11 protein-coding genes and 1 pseudogene are annotated in these 16482 nt (G+C 56.5%); 8 read left to right on the top strand and 4 right to left on the bottom strand.

Annotation, left to right across the window (positions count from 1 at the left end):
• Nucleotides 1–23: 23 nt before the first annotated feature.
• The 3 genes from pflB to ycaO all read right to left on the bottom strand — a co-directional run bounded on the left by pflB (nucleotide 24) and on the right by ycaO (nucleotide 5445).
• Entirely contained in the window at nucleotides 24–2306 is a 2283-nt protein-coding gene (gene pflB / locus SSARUM2_RS08435; protein ID WP_004928286.1) for a formate C-acetyltransferase, read from the bottom strand.
• A 54-nt stretch (nucleotides 2307–2360) separates the two neighbouring features.
• The gene (focA, locus tag SSARUM2_RS08440) at nucleotides 2361–3221 is read right to left on the bottom strand and encodes a formate transporter FocA (RefSeq protein WP_019454548.1); all 861 of its coding nucleotides are present in this window, start codon (nucleotides 3219–3221) and stop codon (nucleotides 2361–2363) included.
• A gap of 460 nt (nucleotides 3222–3681) precedes the next feature.
• On the bottom strand, nucleotides 3682–5445 hold the full coding sequence (gene ycaO / locus SSARUM2_RS08445; protein WP_060453032.1) for a 30S ribosomal protein S12 methylthiotransferase accessory factor YcaO: 1764 nt from the start codon (nucleotides 5443–5445) through the stop codon (nucleotides 3682–3684).
• 803 nt (nucleotides 5446–6248) lie between these two features.
• On the opposite strand from ycaO, the gene SSARUM2_RS08450 reads away from it, so the two are divergent.
• Entirely contained in the window at nucleotides 6249–6578 is a 330-nt protein-coding gene (locus SSARUM2_RS08450) for a hypothetical protein (protein ID WP_072264986.1), read from the top strand.
• A gap of 109 nt (nucleotides 6579–6687) precedes the next feature.
• Here the strand turns inward: SSARUM2_RS08450 and SSARUM2_RS08455 are convergent.
• A pseudogene (locus SSARUM2_RS08455) lies at nucleotides 6688–6833 on the bottom strand (site-specific integrase); the annotation flags it as partial.
• A 99-nt stretch (nucleotides 6834–6932) separates the two neighbouring features.
• Between SSARUM2_RS08455 and ansB the strand changes: the two are divergent.
• From ansB to SSARUM2_RS08490, 7 genes are all read left to right on the top strand, one after another.
• Nucleotides 6933–7979, top strand: a complete 1047-nt coding sequence (ansB, locus tag SSARUM2_RS08460; RefSeq protein WP_060438869.1) for an L-asparaginase 2 — start codon at nucleotides 6933–6935, stop codon at nucleotides 7977–7979.
• 302 nt (nucleotides 7980–8281) lie between these two features.
• Nucleotides 8282–9367 carry a 3-phosphoserine/phosphohydroxythreonine transaminase gene (gene serC / locus SSARUM2_RS08465; RefSeq protein ID WP_033637853.1) on the top strand — a complete coding sequence of 362 codons (1086 nt, stop codon included), beginning with the start codon at nucleotides 8282–8284 and terminating at the stop codon, nucleotides 9365–9367.
• Between the two features lie 114 nt (nucleotides 9368–9481).
• The gene (gene aroA / locus SSARUM2_RS08470) at nucleotides 9482–10768 is read left to right on the top strand and encodes a 3-phosphoshikimate 1-carboxyvinyltransferase (RefSeq protein ID WP_033637854.1); all 1287 of its coding nucleotides are present in this window, start codon (nucleotides 9482–9484) and stop codon (nucleotides 10766–10768) included.
• 259 nt (nucleotides 10769–11027) lie between these two features.
• Nucleotides 11028–11717, top strand: coding sequence for a (d)CMP kinase (cmk, locus tag SSARUM2_RS08475; RefSeq protein ID WP_004928270.1), 690 nt, complete (start codon nucleotides 11028–11030; stop codon nucleotides 11715–11717).
• 184 nt (nucleotides 11718–11901) lie between these two features.
• A complete protein-coding gene (gene rpsA, locus SSARUM2_RS08480; protein WP_004928267.1) occupies nucleotides 11902–13575 on the top strand; it encodes a 30S ribosomal protein S1 in 1674 nt (557 codons plus the stop codon).
• Between the two features lie 62 nt (nucleotides 13576–13637).
• Nucleotides 13638–13922, top strand: a complete 285-nt coding sequence (gene ihfB, locus SSARUM2_RS08485; protein ID WP_004928264.1) for an integration host factor subunit beta — start codon at nucleotides 13638–13640, stop codon at nucleotides 13920–13922.
• Between the two features lie 276 nt (nucleotides 13923–14198).
• Nucleotides 14199–16469 (top strand): ComEC family protein, encoded by a 2271-nt coding sequence (locus tag SSARUM2_RS08490; RefSeq protein WP_080434103.1) that lies wholly within the window; start codon nucleotides 14199–14201, stop codon nucleotides 16467–16469.
• The last annotated feature ends 13 nt before the right edge of the window (nucleotides 16470–16482 follow it).

Raw genomic sequence — 16482 nt, forward strand, 5'->3', positions numbered from 1 at the left:
CGGTTTCCCGCCCGGCCGGCGTATTACATCGTTTGAGTGAAGGTACGAGTAATCACGTCCTGCTGTTGCTCTTTGGTCAGCGAGTTGAAGCGCACGGCGTAACCGGAAACGCGGATGGTCAGCTGAGGGTATTTCTCAGGGTTTTCCATCGCGTCCAGCAGCATTTCGCGGTTCATCACGTTGACGTTCAGGTGCTGGCCGCCTTCGATGGAGGCTTCATGGTGGAAGTAACCATCCATCAGGCCCGCCAGGTTGGCTTTACGCACGTCGTCGTCTTTACCCAGCGCGTTAGGCACGATGGAGAAGGTGTAGGAGATCCCGTCTTTCGCGTAGGCAAACGGCAGTTTGGCTACCGAGGTCAGGGAGGCGACTGCACCTTTCTGGTCGCGGCCGTGCATCGGGTTGGCACCTGGGCCGAACGGTGCGCCTGCGCGGCGGCCATCCGGGGTGTTACCGGTTTTCTTACCGTACACCACGTTGGAGGTGATGGTCAGTACGGACTGGGTCGGTACCGCATTGCGGTAGGTGCGCAGTTTCTGAATTTTCTTCATGAAACGTTCCACCAGGTCGCAGGCGATGTCATCGACGCGGGCGTCGTTGTTACCGAACTGCGGATACTCGCCTTCCACTTTGAAGTCGATGGCCAGGCCGTCTTCGTCGCGAATGGTGGTGACTTTCGCGTACTTGATGGCAGACAGGGAGTCGGCCGCCACGGACAGACCGGCGATGCCGCAAGCCATGGTGCGATAAACGTCACGGTCATGCAGCGCCATCAGCGCAGCTTCGTAGCTGTACTTGTCGTGCATGTAGTGAATGATGTTCAGCGCGGTCACGTACTGCTTGGCCAGCCAATCCATAAAGTGGTCCATGCGGGCCATGACTTTGTCATAGTCCAGCACTTCGTCCATCATCGGCGCTTCTTTAGGGCCGACCTGCATTTTCAGTTTTTCGTCAACGCCGCCGTTGATGGCGTACAGCATGGTTTTCGCCAGGTTGGCGCGGGCGCCGAAGAACTGCATTTGTTTGCCGACGATCATCGGGCTGACGCAGCAAGCGATGGCGTAGTCATCGTTGTTGAAGTCAGGGCGCATCAGGTCGTCGTTTTCGTACTGAACGGAAGAGGTGTCGATGGACACTTTCGCCGCGAATTTCTTGAAGTTCAGCGGCAGCTTCTCAGACCACAGGATGGTCATGTTCGGCTCCGGAGACGGCCCCATGGTGTACAGGGTGTTCAGGAAGCGGAAGCTGTTTTTGGTGACCAGGGTGCGGCCGTCGACGCCCATACCGGCCAGGGATTCCGTTGCCCAGATTGGGTCGCCGGAGAACAGCTCATCGTACTCAGGGGTACGCAGGAAGCGCACCATACGCAGTTTCATCACCAGGTGGTCGATCAGTTCCTGCGCTTGTTCTTCGGTCAGTTTGCCCGCCTTGATGTCGCGCTCGATGAACACGTCGAGGAAGGTGGACACGCGGCCGAAGGACATGGCTGCGCCGTTCTGGGATTTCACCGCGGCCAGGTAGCCGAAGTAGGTCCACTGCACCGCTTCTTGCGCGCTGGTGGCCGGGCCGGAGATGTCGTAGCCGTATTTGGCGGCCATCTCTTTGATCTGAGCCAGAGCGCGGTGCTGTTCAGCGATCTCTTCGCGCAGCTGGATGGTCATTTCCAGATCTTCGCCGTTTTCCAGTTTTTCCTGCAACGATTTGAACTGGTTCAGCTTGTCGGCCATCAGGAAGTCGATACCGTACAGCGCCACGCGGCGGTAGTCGCCGATGATGCGGCCGCGGCCGTAGGCGTCCGGCAGGCCGGTCAGCACGCCGGATTTACGGCAGTTCAGGATGTCTTTGGTGTAAACGTCGAATACGCCCTGGTTGTGGGTTTTACGGTATTCGGTGAACACTTTTTTCAGCTGCGGATCCAGCTCGCGGCCGTACACTTTGCACGAACCTTCGACCATTTTGATGCCGCCGAACGGGATCAGCGCGCGTTTCAGAGGGGCGTCGGTCTGCAGACCTACGATGGTTTCCAGCTCTTTGGCGATGTAACCCGCGTCGTGAGAAACGATGGTTGAAGCAACGTTGGTGTCGAAATCAACCGGCGCGTGAGTGCGGTTTTCCAGTTTGATCCCTTCCATAACCTTGTCCCACAAGGTGGTGGTGGCCTGAGTTGCCCCAGCCAGGAAGGACTCGTCACCTTCATAAGGCGTGTAGTTTTTCTGGATGAAGTCACGAACGTTGACTTCATTCTGCCAGTCACCCTTGCTGAAACCTTCCCAAGCGTTGGCTAATTTCTCGTTAAGTTCGGTCATTGTACACCTACCTTTGATTGTGGATTTCTAACTCTGCGCGCGGTAACTCACAGCTTAGTGCTGTTCGCGACCCCCGCGCAGATAAATTACCCAGTAAGTCAACCCAACCAGCAGACCGCCACCGATGATGTTGCCGATGGTGACCGGAATCAGGTTGTCGATGATGAAGTTGCTTACTGTCAGATGAGCGAATTGCTCAGGTACCGCCCCTACGGCTTGCCAGAATTCCGGCGTGGCGAAGTGTTTGACCACGATGCCCATAGGGATCATAAACATGTTGGCGATGCTGTGCTCGAAGCCGCTGGCGACAAACATCCCGACCGGCAGCACCATGGCGAGCATCTTGTCGGTCAGGGTGCGGCCGGAGTAGCTCATCCAGACCGCCAGGCAGACCATCAGGTTAGCCAGAATGCCGAGGCACACGGCTTCGATAAAGGTGTGATGCAGCTTGTGGTCTGCGGTTTGCAGGACATTCAGCCCCCACTGGCCGTTGGCGACCATATACTCGCCGGAGAACCAGATCAGCGCCACGAAGAACAGCGCGCCGACCAGATTGCCGAGATAAACGTTCAGCCAGTTGGCGCCCAGCTGGCCCCAGCTGATGCGGCCGCTGGCCTTGGCGATGACGATGAGCACGGTAGAGGTGAACAGGTCGGCGCCCGACACCACCACCAGCATTAACCCGAGAGAGAAGCAGATGCCGCCGACCAGTTTCGCCAGCCCGAAAGGCACGCCGGCGGTGCCGGTGGTCGCCGTGATGTAGAAGACGAAGGCGATGGAAATGAAGACACCGGCGGTGATCGCCAAATAAAACGTTTTCAGCGGATGTTTGGTGGCTTTATACACGCCGGCATCTTCAGCGATTTTCGCCGTTGCCGCAGGTAAAATCAGATCGAAGGGGCTGTCAGTTTTCAAACTAACTCTCGCTCTTAAGGGTTAAAACAACGCAATGAGATACTAGCAAAGCAGTATAGGGGAAAATTTGATTTGGATCATAAGGCGGGGAAGTAGAGCGGCAAAATGACGTGTTTTTTGTGTGGTTTTTGTGGTTAATTTATTGATTTTTAAGATAAAACAATTTTTTAATGTTTGCAAATTTTTTTGAATGTGCAGGGTGGGCCGCAGGCGCTAAAGTTAAATTTTTAGGCGTTTTGTCGCCGCGCAGCGCTGAAAGTTTAATTATCGGTTAATTATTATTTCACCGTCCGGCAACAATTGACGGTTTATTTATTTTTATGGTCGTTTAACCGCCTATTTTCCGGCGAAAAAATAAAACCGCATGCGTTGAAATAAACCGCAAAAATGAAAACGCCGCAACGGCGTGCGGCGTTTGGCAGCAGGGGTACTCCCAAAGTGGCAGTACCTCTGATGACGCTTAGGCTTTGGCCCAGTGGCCGCGTTTGGCCGCCTGCAGCTTCTCGTAGGCCGCCAGCAGCGCCTGATGGGCCGGCAGCGCCTTCAGATCGGCATCGACGGCGAACAGTCCGTTGAAGCGTTCTTCACCGCTGATGGCGGCGGAGGCGGCGTCGACCGCTTCCTGACCATACATCTTCACGAACGCGGTATAGTATTGCGCCGCTTCGCGTTCAGGCTCCTGCGCCAGCAGCAGCAGCGTTTGCAGGCAGCGGTAGTAGTTGCTGCGCGCCGGGCTCAGCACCGAGGCGTTGAAATCCTGCGTCCATTCGGTCCAGATCAGCGCCTGATCCAGATCGCCGCCCGCCAGCGCCAGCATCGCCTTCAGCTCGCCCACGCGCAGGGTATGCCAGGCGTTGTCTTTGCCGCTGGCAATGCCCAGCAGTTCGCGTACGCGGGTGAAATCGTCCAGCCCTTCGTCGTCCAACTGCTCGATCAGCGCCAGGTACTCTTCCGGTTCCCACTCGCTGCCCGGCAGCGCCAGCAGCGTGTCGCGCAGGTGCGCGCCCATGCTGTTGTTGGCCAGCAGCAGGTCTTCCGCCGGATAAATGTCGGACATGCCCGGCACGATGATGCGGCAAGCGTAGACGCCCAGGTGCTCGTAGTCGGCGATGTACACTTCCGCGTCTTCCTTGTCGAAGATGCTCATCAGGGTGGCGAACTCTTCCTGCGTGCTGCCGCTGAAGTTCCAGTCAACGAACGGGTAATCCGCGTCCTGTTTGAACAGATCCCAGGAGATCAGGCCGCTGGAGTCGATGAAGTGCGTTTCCAGGTTGGTGTGTTCCGCCACTTCTTCGTCATCGAAGGTCGGCGCGGTGAACACGTCGAGATCTTTCAGGCTGCGGCCCTGCAGCAGTTCGGTCACCGTGCGCTCAAGCGCCACGCCGAAGTCCGGGTGCGCGCCGAACGAGGCGAAGCAGGTGCCGTTGGTCGGGTTGAACAGCACCACGCAGATCACCGGGTAGTTGCCGCCCAGCGAGGCGTCATAGGAGAGGATCGGGAAACCTTCCTCTTCCAGTTTGGCGATGGCTTCCACCACGCCCGGGTAGCGGTTCAGCACTTCGTCCGGGATCGCCGGCAGGCTGATGGATTCGGCGATGATGCGGTTTTTCACATAGCGCTCGAACACTTCCGACAGGCCCTGCACGCGCGCTTCGTTGGCGGTGTTGCCGGCGGACATGCCGTTGGAAACATACAGGTTGCCGATGATGTTCATCGGGATGTACACGGTTTGCTGGTCGGACTGACGGGTAAACGGCAGCGCGCACACGCCGCGATCGGCGTTGCCGGATTGCAGATCGACCAGATCGCTGGCGCTCAGCTCTTGCTGCGGATCGTAGAAGGCGTGCAGGCGTTCGTCGAGGATGCCGGCCGGCAGCGCGTCGTCTTCAGGGATCGGGAACCATTTCTCATTCGGGTAGTGCACGAAGTCGCCTTCGGCGATCCGCTTGCCCAGATAGAAATCGGCGAAGAAGTAGTTGGTGGACAGGCGCTCGAAATATTCACCCAGCGCGGAGGCCAGCGCGGCTTTTTTGCTGGCGCCTTTGCCGTTGGTGAAGCACAGCGGGCAATCGCGATCGCGAATGTGCACCGACCACACGTGCGGCACCGGGTTCAGCCAGGAGGCTTCTTCGATGTTGAAACCGAGATCGCTCAGTTTCTGCTGGAAACGGGCGATGGAGTCTTCCAGGGCGGCGTCTTTACCGGGGATAAAAGTTTGCGTCATTGTCTTCATTTCATGTTTTCATGTTGACAGGTGTTTTTGTTTTACCTTTAATTTTCAAATTGTTGCTTGAAAATTCGGCTGTATATTGTTCCGGTGTTTTTTGACGTTTTCTCATTCTTGCAGCAAAACGCGGGGTACGTGGCGGGGCTGAACTGAACACCAAAACAGCCTGCCATGAAGATGGCGTTACCCTGAGGGTTACCTCAACCTTGAGGGATATCTTCTCACACGTGAGAGAAAAAAGGGTAGGTTCAGTCGGTTCAGTCGGTTCAATATTTATATATAAATGATTTATATGGCTATCCTTCTGTTTTTTGAACCGACCTCACCGCAACGAGATGCAGAAACATCAAGCGAGAGGCTGCGCATCGTCTTGGTGGCGTGACACCATGAATCCATAGGTTAAAAGCTCTTGACATTCACTGAAAAAATGAGAATGATAATCAAACTCATTTGCCTGGGTTGTAAAACTGCCGCTCTCTCAGAACCATAAATATAGATTTAGTCATGGGCGAATGGGAAATACAGATTAAATGATTTGCATTTTTAGTTTTCTCATTAATTATCATGGTTAGGGGAGAGATGACAGTTATAGAGGTATAAAATGAAATTTTCATTAGATAGTGCTTTTTATAAACGATGGTTAAGAAATTCGTTATATATTTTTTCAATATTCAGTATTGTAAATTATATTAGTGAAAGTATTCATGATGGAAGTTATTTCTTTATCGTGATTTTTGGTATTTGTTTTATTGTGGGCTTTGTTTTTTCATTGTTTAACTTAAATTTACAGGAACGTAAAGATGAAAGAACTTAATTTGAGTGAAATTAATCTAGTTACAGGTGCGGGCGGTGAACAAATAGCTCAACTGGCCGGCACTGTCGCCGGTACTTGGCTCGGTGGCGGTAATCCCTACGCTGGGGCCCTCGGCGGGTATGCGGCCGGAGAAATTTACAATGGAATTCAGAACGGCTATCAAACGGCTCCAAATATAGATGTTGGTATCGGGTCTTACAATGCTAACTTTAATTCTGACTTAGGCGCTAGCGGTAGTTTTTCTGTTGCAGATGTGCAAGCCATGGGGTGGTGTAATTTTAATATGACCTATTTCTCCAGCTCTAGCGGTTGTTAAATATCAATCGTTATGCAGGCATTTTTCAATGCCTGCAATTCGATTTTTAGATTGATAATATTTTTGTGTGTTCTGGTTCACTAACGTATAGCAATTAAATCAATCCGCTCTACAATTTCTCATTCAGCGATTGAGGGTAGAACTCAGTGTATACCTGCCAAAGCAGATTCAAGTTGCGATGGCCGGTGGCCTGGGCGACACCTTCTCAATGCTAAACCCCGCCTCAAATAGCCTGCTGCCCGCCTCACGGCGCAGATACGGGGTTTTGCGTCATTCCTAAAGCGGCGGCAAAGTCACAGTTTTTTTAAGGATAGGGGCCATAATTCAGCGAGTTATCTGTCACGGAGAAATCTAATGAAATCAGTGAAACTCAGCGCGTTAACCCTCTTGTTGACCGGTTTCAGCGCCTCGGCGCTGGCGCTGCCCAACATCACCCTGCTGGCGACCGGCGGCACTATCGCCGGCGGCGGTGAGTCGGCGACGAAATCCAACTATACCGCGGGCAAGCTGGGCGTCGAGGCGCTGGTCGATGCGGTGCCGGAGCTGAAGAACGTCGCCAACGTGCAGGGGGAGCAGGTGGTGAACATCGGTTCGCAGGACATGAACGATCAGGTCTGGCTGACGCTGGCGAAGAAAATTGACGCCGACTGCGGCAAGACCGACGGCTTCGTCATCACCCACGGCACCGATACGCTGGAGGAGACGGCCTATTTCCTCGATTTGACGGTGAAATGCGACAAGCCGGTGGTGCTGGTAGGGGCGATGCGGCCGGCGACGGCGATGAGCGCCGACGGCCCGTTCAATCTGTACAACGCGGTGGTGACGGCGGCGGATCCGCAATCGGCCAACCGCGGGGTGCTGGTGGCGATGAACGACACCGTGCTGGACGCGCGCGACGTCACCAAGATCAACACCACCGCCGTGCAGACCTTCCAGTCGCCGAACTACGGCCCGCTGGGGTATATCCACAACGGCAAGATCGATTACCAGCGCTCGCCGCAGCGTAAGCATACCCGGGATACGCCGTTCGACGTCAGCAAGCTGAACGAATTGCCGAAGGTCGGCATCATCTACAACTATGCCAACGCCTCCGATGCGCCGGCCAAGGCGCTGATCGCCGAAGGCTACCAGGGCATCGTCAGCGCCGGGGTCGGCAACGGCAACCTGTATAAAACCGTGTTCGACACCCTGGCGACGGCGGCGCACAATGGTGTGGCGGTGGTGCGCTCATCGCGCGTGCCGACCGGCGCCACCACCGAAGATGCGGAAGTGGACGACGCCAAGTACGGCTTTGTGGCCGCCGGCACGCTGAATCCGCAAAAAGCGCGCATACTGCTGCAGCTGGCGCTGACGCAAGCCAAAGACGCGAAGCAGATCCAGCAGATGTTCAATCAGTACTGATCGTTTTCTCTCCTGCGGGGGCCGGCCGGGCTCTCGCAGCCATCTTGGCTGAATACAGCATAAAACACCGCGTTAACCCGCTGAATTTCCCCATGTCACAGGGTTTTATCGTCCAAACAATCGCGACGGCCGCAGAGCCTGTCATCACCCGGCGCGGCCGTTTGCCGCCGACGGGCGAATAAGCGTTGCAGCCATGGGGCGTGAGTGATAAAACCGATGGGTTGGTTAACGCGAGCGTTAACTTCGGGCGTCTTTTCGACAGGTCGCTTTTCTGCGGCGAACAGTGAATGTGGTGAGGGGAAATGACTCAGGTTTATAATTTTAGCTCTGGCCCGGCGATGCTGCCGGTGGAAGTGTTGCGTCGTGCGGAACAGGAACTGTGCAACTGGCATGGGCTGGGCACGTCAGTGATGGAGATCAGTCACCGCAGCAAAGAATTCATCGCCGTTGCCGAGCAGGCGGAACAGGATCTGCGCGATCTGCTGAAAGTCCCCTCCAACTATAAAGTGCTGTTTTGCCACGGCGGCGCCCGCGCGCAGTTCGCGGCGCTGCCGCTGAACCTGCTGGGCGACAAGGCCACCGCCGACTATATCGACGGCGGCTATTGGGCGCACAGCGCCATCAAGGAAGCGGAAAAGTATTGCGCCCCGAACGTCATCGACGTGAAAACCCGCATCGACGGCCTGAGCGGCATCAAGCCGATGAAAGAGTGGCAGCTCAGCGACGACGCGGCTTACGTGCACTATTGCCCGAATGAGACCATCGACGGCGTGGCCATCGATGAAACGCCGGACTTCGGCGACAAGGTGGTGATCGGCGATTACTCCTCGACCATCCTGTCCCGCCCGCTCGACGTCAGCCGCTTCGGCGTGATTTACGCCGGCGCGCAGAAAAACATCGGCCCGGCTGGCCTGACGCTGGTGATCGTGCGCGACGATCTTTTGGGCAAGGCGCGCAAAGAAGTGCCGTCGATCCTCGATTACACCGTGCTGGCCGAGAACGACTCGATGTTCAACACCCCGCCGACCTTCGCCTGGTACCTCTCCGGGCTGGTGTTCAAATGGCTGAAAGAGCAGGGCGGCCTGGTGGAGATGCAAAAACGCAATCAGGCCAAGGCCGAGCTGCTGTACGCGACCATCGATAAATCCGACTTCTACCGCAGCCAGGTGGCGATCGCCAACCGTTCGTGGATGAACGTGCCGTTCCAACTGGCCGATGCGGCGCTGGACAAGGTGTTCCTCAGCGAAGCCGAGGCCATCGGCCTGCAGGCGCTGAAAGGCCACCGGGTAGTTGGCGGCATGCGCGCTTCTATTTACAATGCCATGCCGCTGGCCGGCGTGCAGGCGCTGACCGATTTCATGGCCGACTTCGAACGTCGTCACGGTTGATTCCGTCAGCCCGCCAGGCGCTGGCTGCCTCAGGCTGTTGTCCTTTTGCATTAAAGCGGCTCCGGCATTATTCCGGAGCCGTTTCGTTTATCAGAATTGGAGAGTTTTGTTCACATGGTGGATTCCCTGACGTTACAACCGGTCGCCCTGGTCAATGGCACCGTCAACTTACCCGGCTCGAAGAGCGTTTCTAACCGCGCTCTGCTGCTGGCGGCGCTGGCGAAAGGCACGACCCGGCTGACCAACCTGCTGGACAGCGACGACGTGCGTCATATGCTGAACGCGCTGCAGGCGTTGGGCGTGAACTACCAGCTTTCCGCCGATCGCACCCTGTGCGAAGTGACCGGCGTGGCCGGCCCGCTGGTGGCCGAACGGCCGCTGGAACTGTTCCTCGGCAATGCCGGGACGGCGATGCGCCCATTGGCGGCGGCGCTGTGCCTCGGCGAAGGCGACGTGGTGCTGACCGGCGAACCGCGCATGAAAGAGCGCCCGATCGGCCATCTGGTGGACGCGTTGCGCCAGGGCGGGGCGCAGATTGATTACCTCGAGCAGACCGATTACCCGCCGATCCGCCTGCGCGGCGGCTTCCAGGGCGGCGACGTCACCGTTGACGGCAGCGTCTCCAGCCAGTTCCTGACCGCGTTGCTGATGACTGCGCCGCTAGCGCCGCAGGATACGCAGATCCACATCAAGGGCGAGCTGGTTTCCAAGCCGTACATCGACATCACGCTGCATCTGATGCGCACTTTCGGCGTATCGGTGAGCCACGACAACTATCGGGTGTTCCATATCCAGGGGCGCCAGACGTATATCGCGCCGGGCGATTACCTGGTTGAGGGCGACGCGTCTTCCGCTTCTTACTTCCTGGCGGCGGCGGCTATCAAGGGCGGCACCGTGCGCGTGACCGGCATCGGCCGCAAAAGCGTGCAGGGCGACACCAGGTTTGCCGACGTGCTGGAGAAAATGGGCGCGCGCATTACCTGGGGCGACGATTTCATCGAGTGCAGCCGCGGTGAACTGCGCGGCATCGACATGGACATGAACCACATTCCGGACGCGGCGATGACCATCGCCACCGCGGCGCTGTTCGCCGAGGGGCCGACCACCATCCGCAATATCTACAACTGGCGGGTGAAGGAGACCGACCGTTTGGCGGCGATGGCCACCGAGCTGCGTAAAGTGGGGGCGGAAGTGGACGAAGGGGAAGACTACATTCACGTCGTGCCGCCGGCCAAACTGCAGTTCGCCGAGATCGGCACCTACAACGATCACCGCATGGCGATGTGTTTCTCGCTGGTGGCGCTGTCGGATACGCCGGTTACCATTCTCGATCCGAAATGCACCGCGAAAACCTTCCCGGACTATTTCGAACAGTTGGCCCGCATCAGCCAGCCGGCGTAACCCGTCAAATCGTTTATTTTAAGGCCCCTTTGTGGGCCTTTATCGTTTTTAACCTTTGGCGGCCGGCATTTCTTCTATACTTTTTCGCGGTTGTGCGCTTATTTTCAACAACCGGACAGTTCCAGGGTAACAGATCGCCGTAGGGCAGCGTATAATACGCCACCGTATTTGCCCCTGATTGGGCAGGTGACAGAGCGCACGGGCTTCGAGTCGAAGCACGCCGTGTCTCTGTGAGGTTTTCTACCTGAAGGAGAGAGAAATGACGGCTACAGCCCCGGTGATAACCGTTGATGGACCAAGTGGCGCAGGCAAAGGCACGCTGTGTAAAGCGTTGGCCGAGTCTCTGGGTTGGCGTTTGCTGGACTCCGGCGCGATCTATCGCGTGCTGGCGCTGGCAGCGTTGCATCATCAGGTGGATATCACTTCTGAGGAAGCGCTGGTTCCGCTGGCCGCACATCTCGATGTTCGCTTCGTTGCCCAGGACGGCAAGCTGCAGGTGATTTTGGAAGGTGAGGACGTCAGCAATGAGATCCGCACCGAAACCGTCGGCAACACCGCGTCGCAAGCGGCGGCGTTTCCGCGCGTGCGCGAGGCGCTGCTGCGCCGCCAGCGCGCATTCCGCGAGGCGCCCGGCCTGATTGCCGATGGCCGCGACATGGGCACGGTGGTGTTTCCGGACGCGCCGGTCAAGATTTTCCTCGACGCCAGCTCGGAGGAGCGCGCGCATCGCCGCATGCTGCAGTTGCAGGAGAAGGGCTTTAATGTTAACTTTGAACGTCTTTTAGCCGAGATAAAGGAACGGGACGACCGTGACCGTAATCGGCCTATCGCGCCTCTGGTGCCCGCTTCTGACGCCCTCGTGCTGGATTCTACCAGCATGTCGATCGAAGAAGTGATCCGGCAGGCGTTGACGTATGCACAGAAAGTGTTGGCGTTGCCGCAGCAATAAGCGCGGCGGCGCTATTGGCTTTTTGTCATATTTGTCATAGCGGTATCGCAATATATCGGGTAAAATTTTACCCCTGTAACCTTAAACCCTGTCGGCATGGAGCCAATGGCGGGGTATGTGAAACAACCCCATTCGGCGGGACGCTAAATGGACGTTAAACTAAAGAACCCTGAAGATTAACAACATGACTGAATCTTTCGCTCAACTCTTTGAAGAATCCTTAAAAGAAATCGAAACCCGCCCGGGTTCCATCGTTCGTGGCGTCGTTGTTGCTATCGACAAAGATATCGTACTGGTTGACGCCGGTCTGAAATCTGAGTCTGCCATCCCGGCTGAGCAATTCAAAAACGCCCAGGGCGAGCTGGAAATCCAGGTTGGTGACGAAGTTGACGTTGCTCTGGATGCTGTTGAAGACGGCTTCGGTGAAACCCTGCTGTCCCGTGAGAAAGCTAAGCGTCACGAAGCTTGGATCACGCTGGAAAAAGCTTACGAAGAAGCTGAGACTGTAACCGGTGTTATCAACGGCAAAGTGAAGGGTGGCTTCACCGTCGAGCTGAACGGCATCCGCGCGTTCCTGCCAGGTTCCCTGGTTGACGTGCGTCCGGTACGTGACACTCTGCACCTGGAAGGCAAAGAGCTTGAGTTCAAAGTCATCAAGCTGGATCAGAAGCGCAACAACGTTGTCGTTTCTCGCCGTGCGGTTATCGAATCCGAGAACAGCGCTGAGCGCGATCAACTGCTGGAAAACCTGCAGGAAGGCATGGAAGTTAAAGGTATCGTTAAGAACCTCACTGACTACGGTGCATTCGTTGATCTGGGCGGCGTAGACGGCCTGCTGCACATCACTGACATGGCTTGGAAACGCGTTAAGCACCCAAGCGAAATCGTCAACGTTGGCGATGAAATCACTGTTAAAGTGCTGAAGTTCGACCGCGAGCGTACTCGTGTATCCCTGGGCCTGAAACAGCTGGGCGAAGATCCATGGGTTGCTATCGCGAAACGTTACCCAGAAGGCACCAAGCTGACTGGTCGTGTAACCAACCTGACTGATTACGGCTGCTTCGTAGAAATCGAAGAAGGCGTTGAAGGTCTGGTACACGTTTCTGAAATGGATTGGACCAACAAAAACATCCATCCGTCCAAAGTTGTTAACGTGGGCGACGTAGTGGAAGTGATGGTTCTGGACATCGATGAAGAACGTCGTCGTATCTCCCTGGGCCTGAAGCAGTGCAAATCCAACCCATGGCAGCAGTTCGCAGAAACCCACAACAAGGGCGACCGCGTTGAAGGTAAAATCAAGTCTATCACTGACTTCGGTATCTTCATCGGCCTGGACGGCGGCATCGACGGCCTGGTTCACCTGTCTGACATCTCCTGGAACGTTGCAGGCGAAGAAGCAGTTCGTGAATACAAGAAAGGCGACGAAATCGCAGCGGTTGTTCTGCAAGTTGACGCAGAGCGCGAGCGTATCTCCCTGGGCGTGAAGCAACTGGCTGAAGACCCGTTCAATAACTACCTGTCTATGAACAAGAAAGGTGCTATTGTTACTGGTAAAGTCACTGCAGTTGACGCCAAAGGTGCTACAGTTGAATTGGCAGGCGGCGTAGAAGGTTACCTGCGTGCATCTGAAGCCTCTCGCGACCGCATTGAAGATGCAACTCTGGTTCTGAACGTAGGTGACGAAGTTGAAGCCAAATTCACCGGCGTTGACCGTAAGAACCGCGTTGTAAGCCTGTCCGTACGTGCTAAGGACGAAGCTGACGAGAAAGACGCCATCGCAACTGTTAACAACAAACAGGAAGAAGGCAACTTCTCTAACGCAATGGCTGAAGCTTTCAAAGCGGCTAAAGGCGAGTAATGACGGGGGGCGGTCTCTGACCGCCCCGATACGGTAGTTTAGCTGCAAAGCTTGGAGGTACTATGACCAAGTCTGAACTTATTGAAAGACTTGCTGGCCAGCAATCTCATATTCCGGCGAAGGCCGTTGAGGATGCAGTGAAAGAGATGCTTGAGCACATGGCCGCAACGCTGGCCGAGGGCGAACGCATTGAGATCCGCGGATTCGGCAGTTTTTCTCTTCACTACCGTGCCCCGCGTGTAGGCCGCAACCCGAAAACCGGCGACAAAGTCGAGCTGGACGGCAAGTACGTTCCTCACTTCAAACCAGGCAAAGAGTTGCGTGACCGCGCCAATATCTATGGCTAGTCGCTGACTGCCCATAGCGTTGTTGCTTGTAAAGAATATAAAACGGTGCCTTTAAGGCGCCGTTTTTTTTCGCCTGCAATTCCCCTAGCTCTGCTTGTGAATTGCGTACCGCGCCGCATTTGCGGTGTGGCTGCTGCATATGCCTCTCTTATCCTGCCGTGCTCGCCGCATCCTCACTAAAGCCCGCTGGCGGCGACATGTCGCTTGAATAATTCTGCTTGCTCTTCGTGACGCGTTTTTGCTCATGGTGAAGCCGATGGGAGAAGAGCGATCAAAATTTCGCTGGATCTGGCGATATTCGCCGTTATCTGCGGCATCCTGCCGCTGCTGCTTTTACCGCAGTTGCCAGAGCAATGGTTGCTGTGGCCGATGCTGCTGGTCGCCGGTTTACTGCTGCGCACCCGTTGGCCGTTCTGCCGTTATTTGGCCTGCCTGGGATTGGGATTCATATGGGCAGTTTTCAACGCCGGAAGCCTGCTCGGGCAAATGGATCGCTTAAGCCGCGTGCCGGAAGTGACGGCGGTGGTGCAGATAAGCAGCGTCGCACTGCAGCCTGCCGTCAGTAAGCAGACCCTGATGCGCATCGAGCGGGTCGACGGCCATTGGCTGGCGCCTGCGCTGGCGTTTACCACGACATGGGCTCCGAAAGAGCAACGGCTGTGTGCCGGGCAGCGTTGGCAATTGAAACTGCGCATGCGGCCGGTGCATGGCAAGCTCAATGAAGGAGGCTTCGACAGCCAACGTTGGGCGATCGCACAGCGCCAGCCGTTGACCGCTCAGGTCAGGCAGGCGCGCTTGCTGGAGGGGAATTGCGGCCTGCGCCAGCGCATTATCAGCCATGCTGAAGCCAACATTGGTGAATTGCGTTACAAGGCGGTGTTGCTGGCGTTGGCGTTTGGGGAAAGAACCGCGCTCGAACAGGCTTTGCGCACGCTGATGTTGAAAACCGGTATCGCTCATCTGATGGCCATATCGGGGTTACATGTTGCGATGGTCGCCATTTTGTTCTGGGCAGTGCTGCGCGCTCTGCAGTTTTTCCTCCCCGCCCATCTGATTGGTTATCGTTTTCCGTTGATCGCGGGCTGGGGGGCGACGCTGATCTATGTTTGGTTGGTGGGCGCCCAGCCGCCGGCGGTGCGTACCGCGTTGGCGATGACGCTGTGGATGCTGCTGCGTTTGCGCGGCGTGCATTGTTCTTCATGGCAAGTGTGGCTGTGGTGCATCGGGCTTATTTTGCTGTGCGATCCGTTGGCGGTCTTGTCAGACAGTTTCTGGTTGTCGGTACTGGCGGTGGGGTGCCTGATTTTTTGGTTCGAGTGGGCACCGCTCGGCGAGCGATTTCGTTCGGCGTGGTATTGGGCTCCGGTGCGCTGGCTGCATATTCAGCTAGGCATGACGTTGCTGCTGGTGCCGATGCAGGCCGCGCTGTTTCTGGGCCTGACGTTGACCTCGCTGCCGGCCAATCTCTGGGCGGTGCCCATCGTCTCATTGGTGACGGTGCCGTTGATTTTGCTGGCGTTGATTTGCGGCATCTTCCCCTCGCTAAGTTACGGGCTTTGGTGGTTGGCGGATTTCACGTTGGGATGGGTGTTTGTGCCGTTAAATTATCTGCAGCGCGGTTGGGTGGATTTGGGGGCCGCCTCGTTGCTTGCCAGCGCGTCGGGATGGCTTCTCGTTATCTGTTGGCGCTTTCATTGGTGGTGGCGCTATGCGCCTGGACTGGCAGCGATAGCCATATGCTGCGTGTTATGGCGAGGTAAAGCACCGGATTACCATTGGCGCGTCGACATGCTCGATGTCGGGCACGGCCTGGCGGTGGTGATCGAGCAAAACGGCAAGGGGATACTGTACGACACCGGCGATCGTTGGGCGACAGGCAGTGCCGCAGAACGGCATATATTGCCGATGCTGAACTGGCGGGGCATCGAGCTGGAGCAGATCATTATCAGCCATATTCATCTCGATCATATCGGTGGGCTCCCGACGATGCGGCGAGCGTTCCCGCAAGCTACCGTGCGCAGCCCGATACGCGGGGAAGGGCATTTACCCTGCATCGCCGGCGAGCGTTGGCGCTGGCAGTCGTTGCAATTCGAGGTGCTGTGGCCGCCGAAAATGCTCAAAAGGCCGGTTAATGACGACTCTTGCGTGATCCGTATCGACGACGGGAAATACAGTCTGCTGCTCACCGGCGATGCGGAAAAGAGGGCGGAGGCGCAGCTGCTCCGATTGCGGCGCGACCGCTTAACGGCCACGGTATTGCAGGTGGGGCACCATGGCAGCAAAACTTCCTCAACACCGCCTTTTTTGCGCGCGGTTAATCCCGAAGCTGCGCTGGCGTCCGCATCTCGTTACGGTAAATGGCGTTTGCCGGCGCGTAAAGTGGTCGCCCGATATCGGGCAAATGGCATTACATGGCACGATACGACGCGCTCCGGCCAGTTGTCGGTGCTTTTTTTCGACAACGATTGGCAAATTAAAGGCTTTCGCGAACAATTAATGCCCCGTTGGTACCATCAGCGGTTTGGCGTAGAGGGCGATAATGAGTAAAATAGGCCGCTAT

The sequence above is a fragment of the Serratia sp. K-E0102 genome (assembly GCF_029962625.1).
Classification (GTDB): Bacteria; Pseudomonadota; Gammaproteobacteria; order Enterobacterales; family Enterobacteriaceae; genus Serratia; species Serratia sarumanii.

Bases quoted from the DNA above. Each gene is read 5' to 3' on its own strand.
- serC (WP_033637853.1), top strand. From the start codon at position 8,282: ATGACTCAGGTTTATAATTTTAGCTCTGGCCCGGCGATGCTGCCGGTG.
- aroA (WP_033637854.1), top strand. From the start codon at position 9,482: ATGGTGGATTCCCTGACGTTACAACCGGTCGCCCTGGTCAATGGCACC.
- SSARUM2_RS08450 (WP_072264986.1), top strand. From the start codon at position 6,249: ATGAAAGAACTTAATTTGAGTGAAATTAATCTAGTTACAGGTGCGGGC.
- rpsA (WP_004928267.1), top strand. From the start codon at position 11,902: ATGACTGAATCTTTCGCTCAACTCTTTGAAGAATCCTTAAAAGAAATC.
- pflB (WP_004928286.1), bottom strand. From the start codon at position 2,306: ATGACCGAACTTAACGAGAAATTAGCCAACGCTTGGGAAGGTTTCAGC.
- ansB (WP_060438869.1), top strand. From the start codon at position 6,933: ATGAAATCAGTGAAACTCAGCGCGTTAACCCTCTTGTTGACCGGTTTC.
- cmk (WP_004928270.1), top strand. From the start codon at position 11,028: ATGACGGCTACAGCCCCGGTGATAACCGTTGATGGACCAAGTGGCGCA.
- ihfB (WP_004928264.1), top strand. From the start codon at position 13,638: ATGACCAAGTCTGAACTTATTGAAAGACTTGCTGGCCAGCAATCTCAT.
- ycaO (WP_060453032.1), bottom strand. From the start codon at position 5,445: ATGACGCAAACTTTTATCCCCGGTAAAGACGCCGCCCTGGAAGACTCC.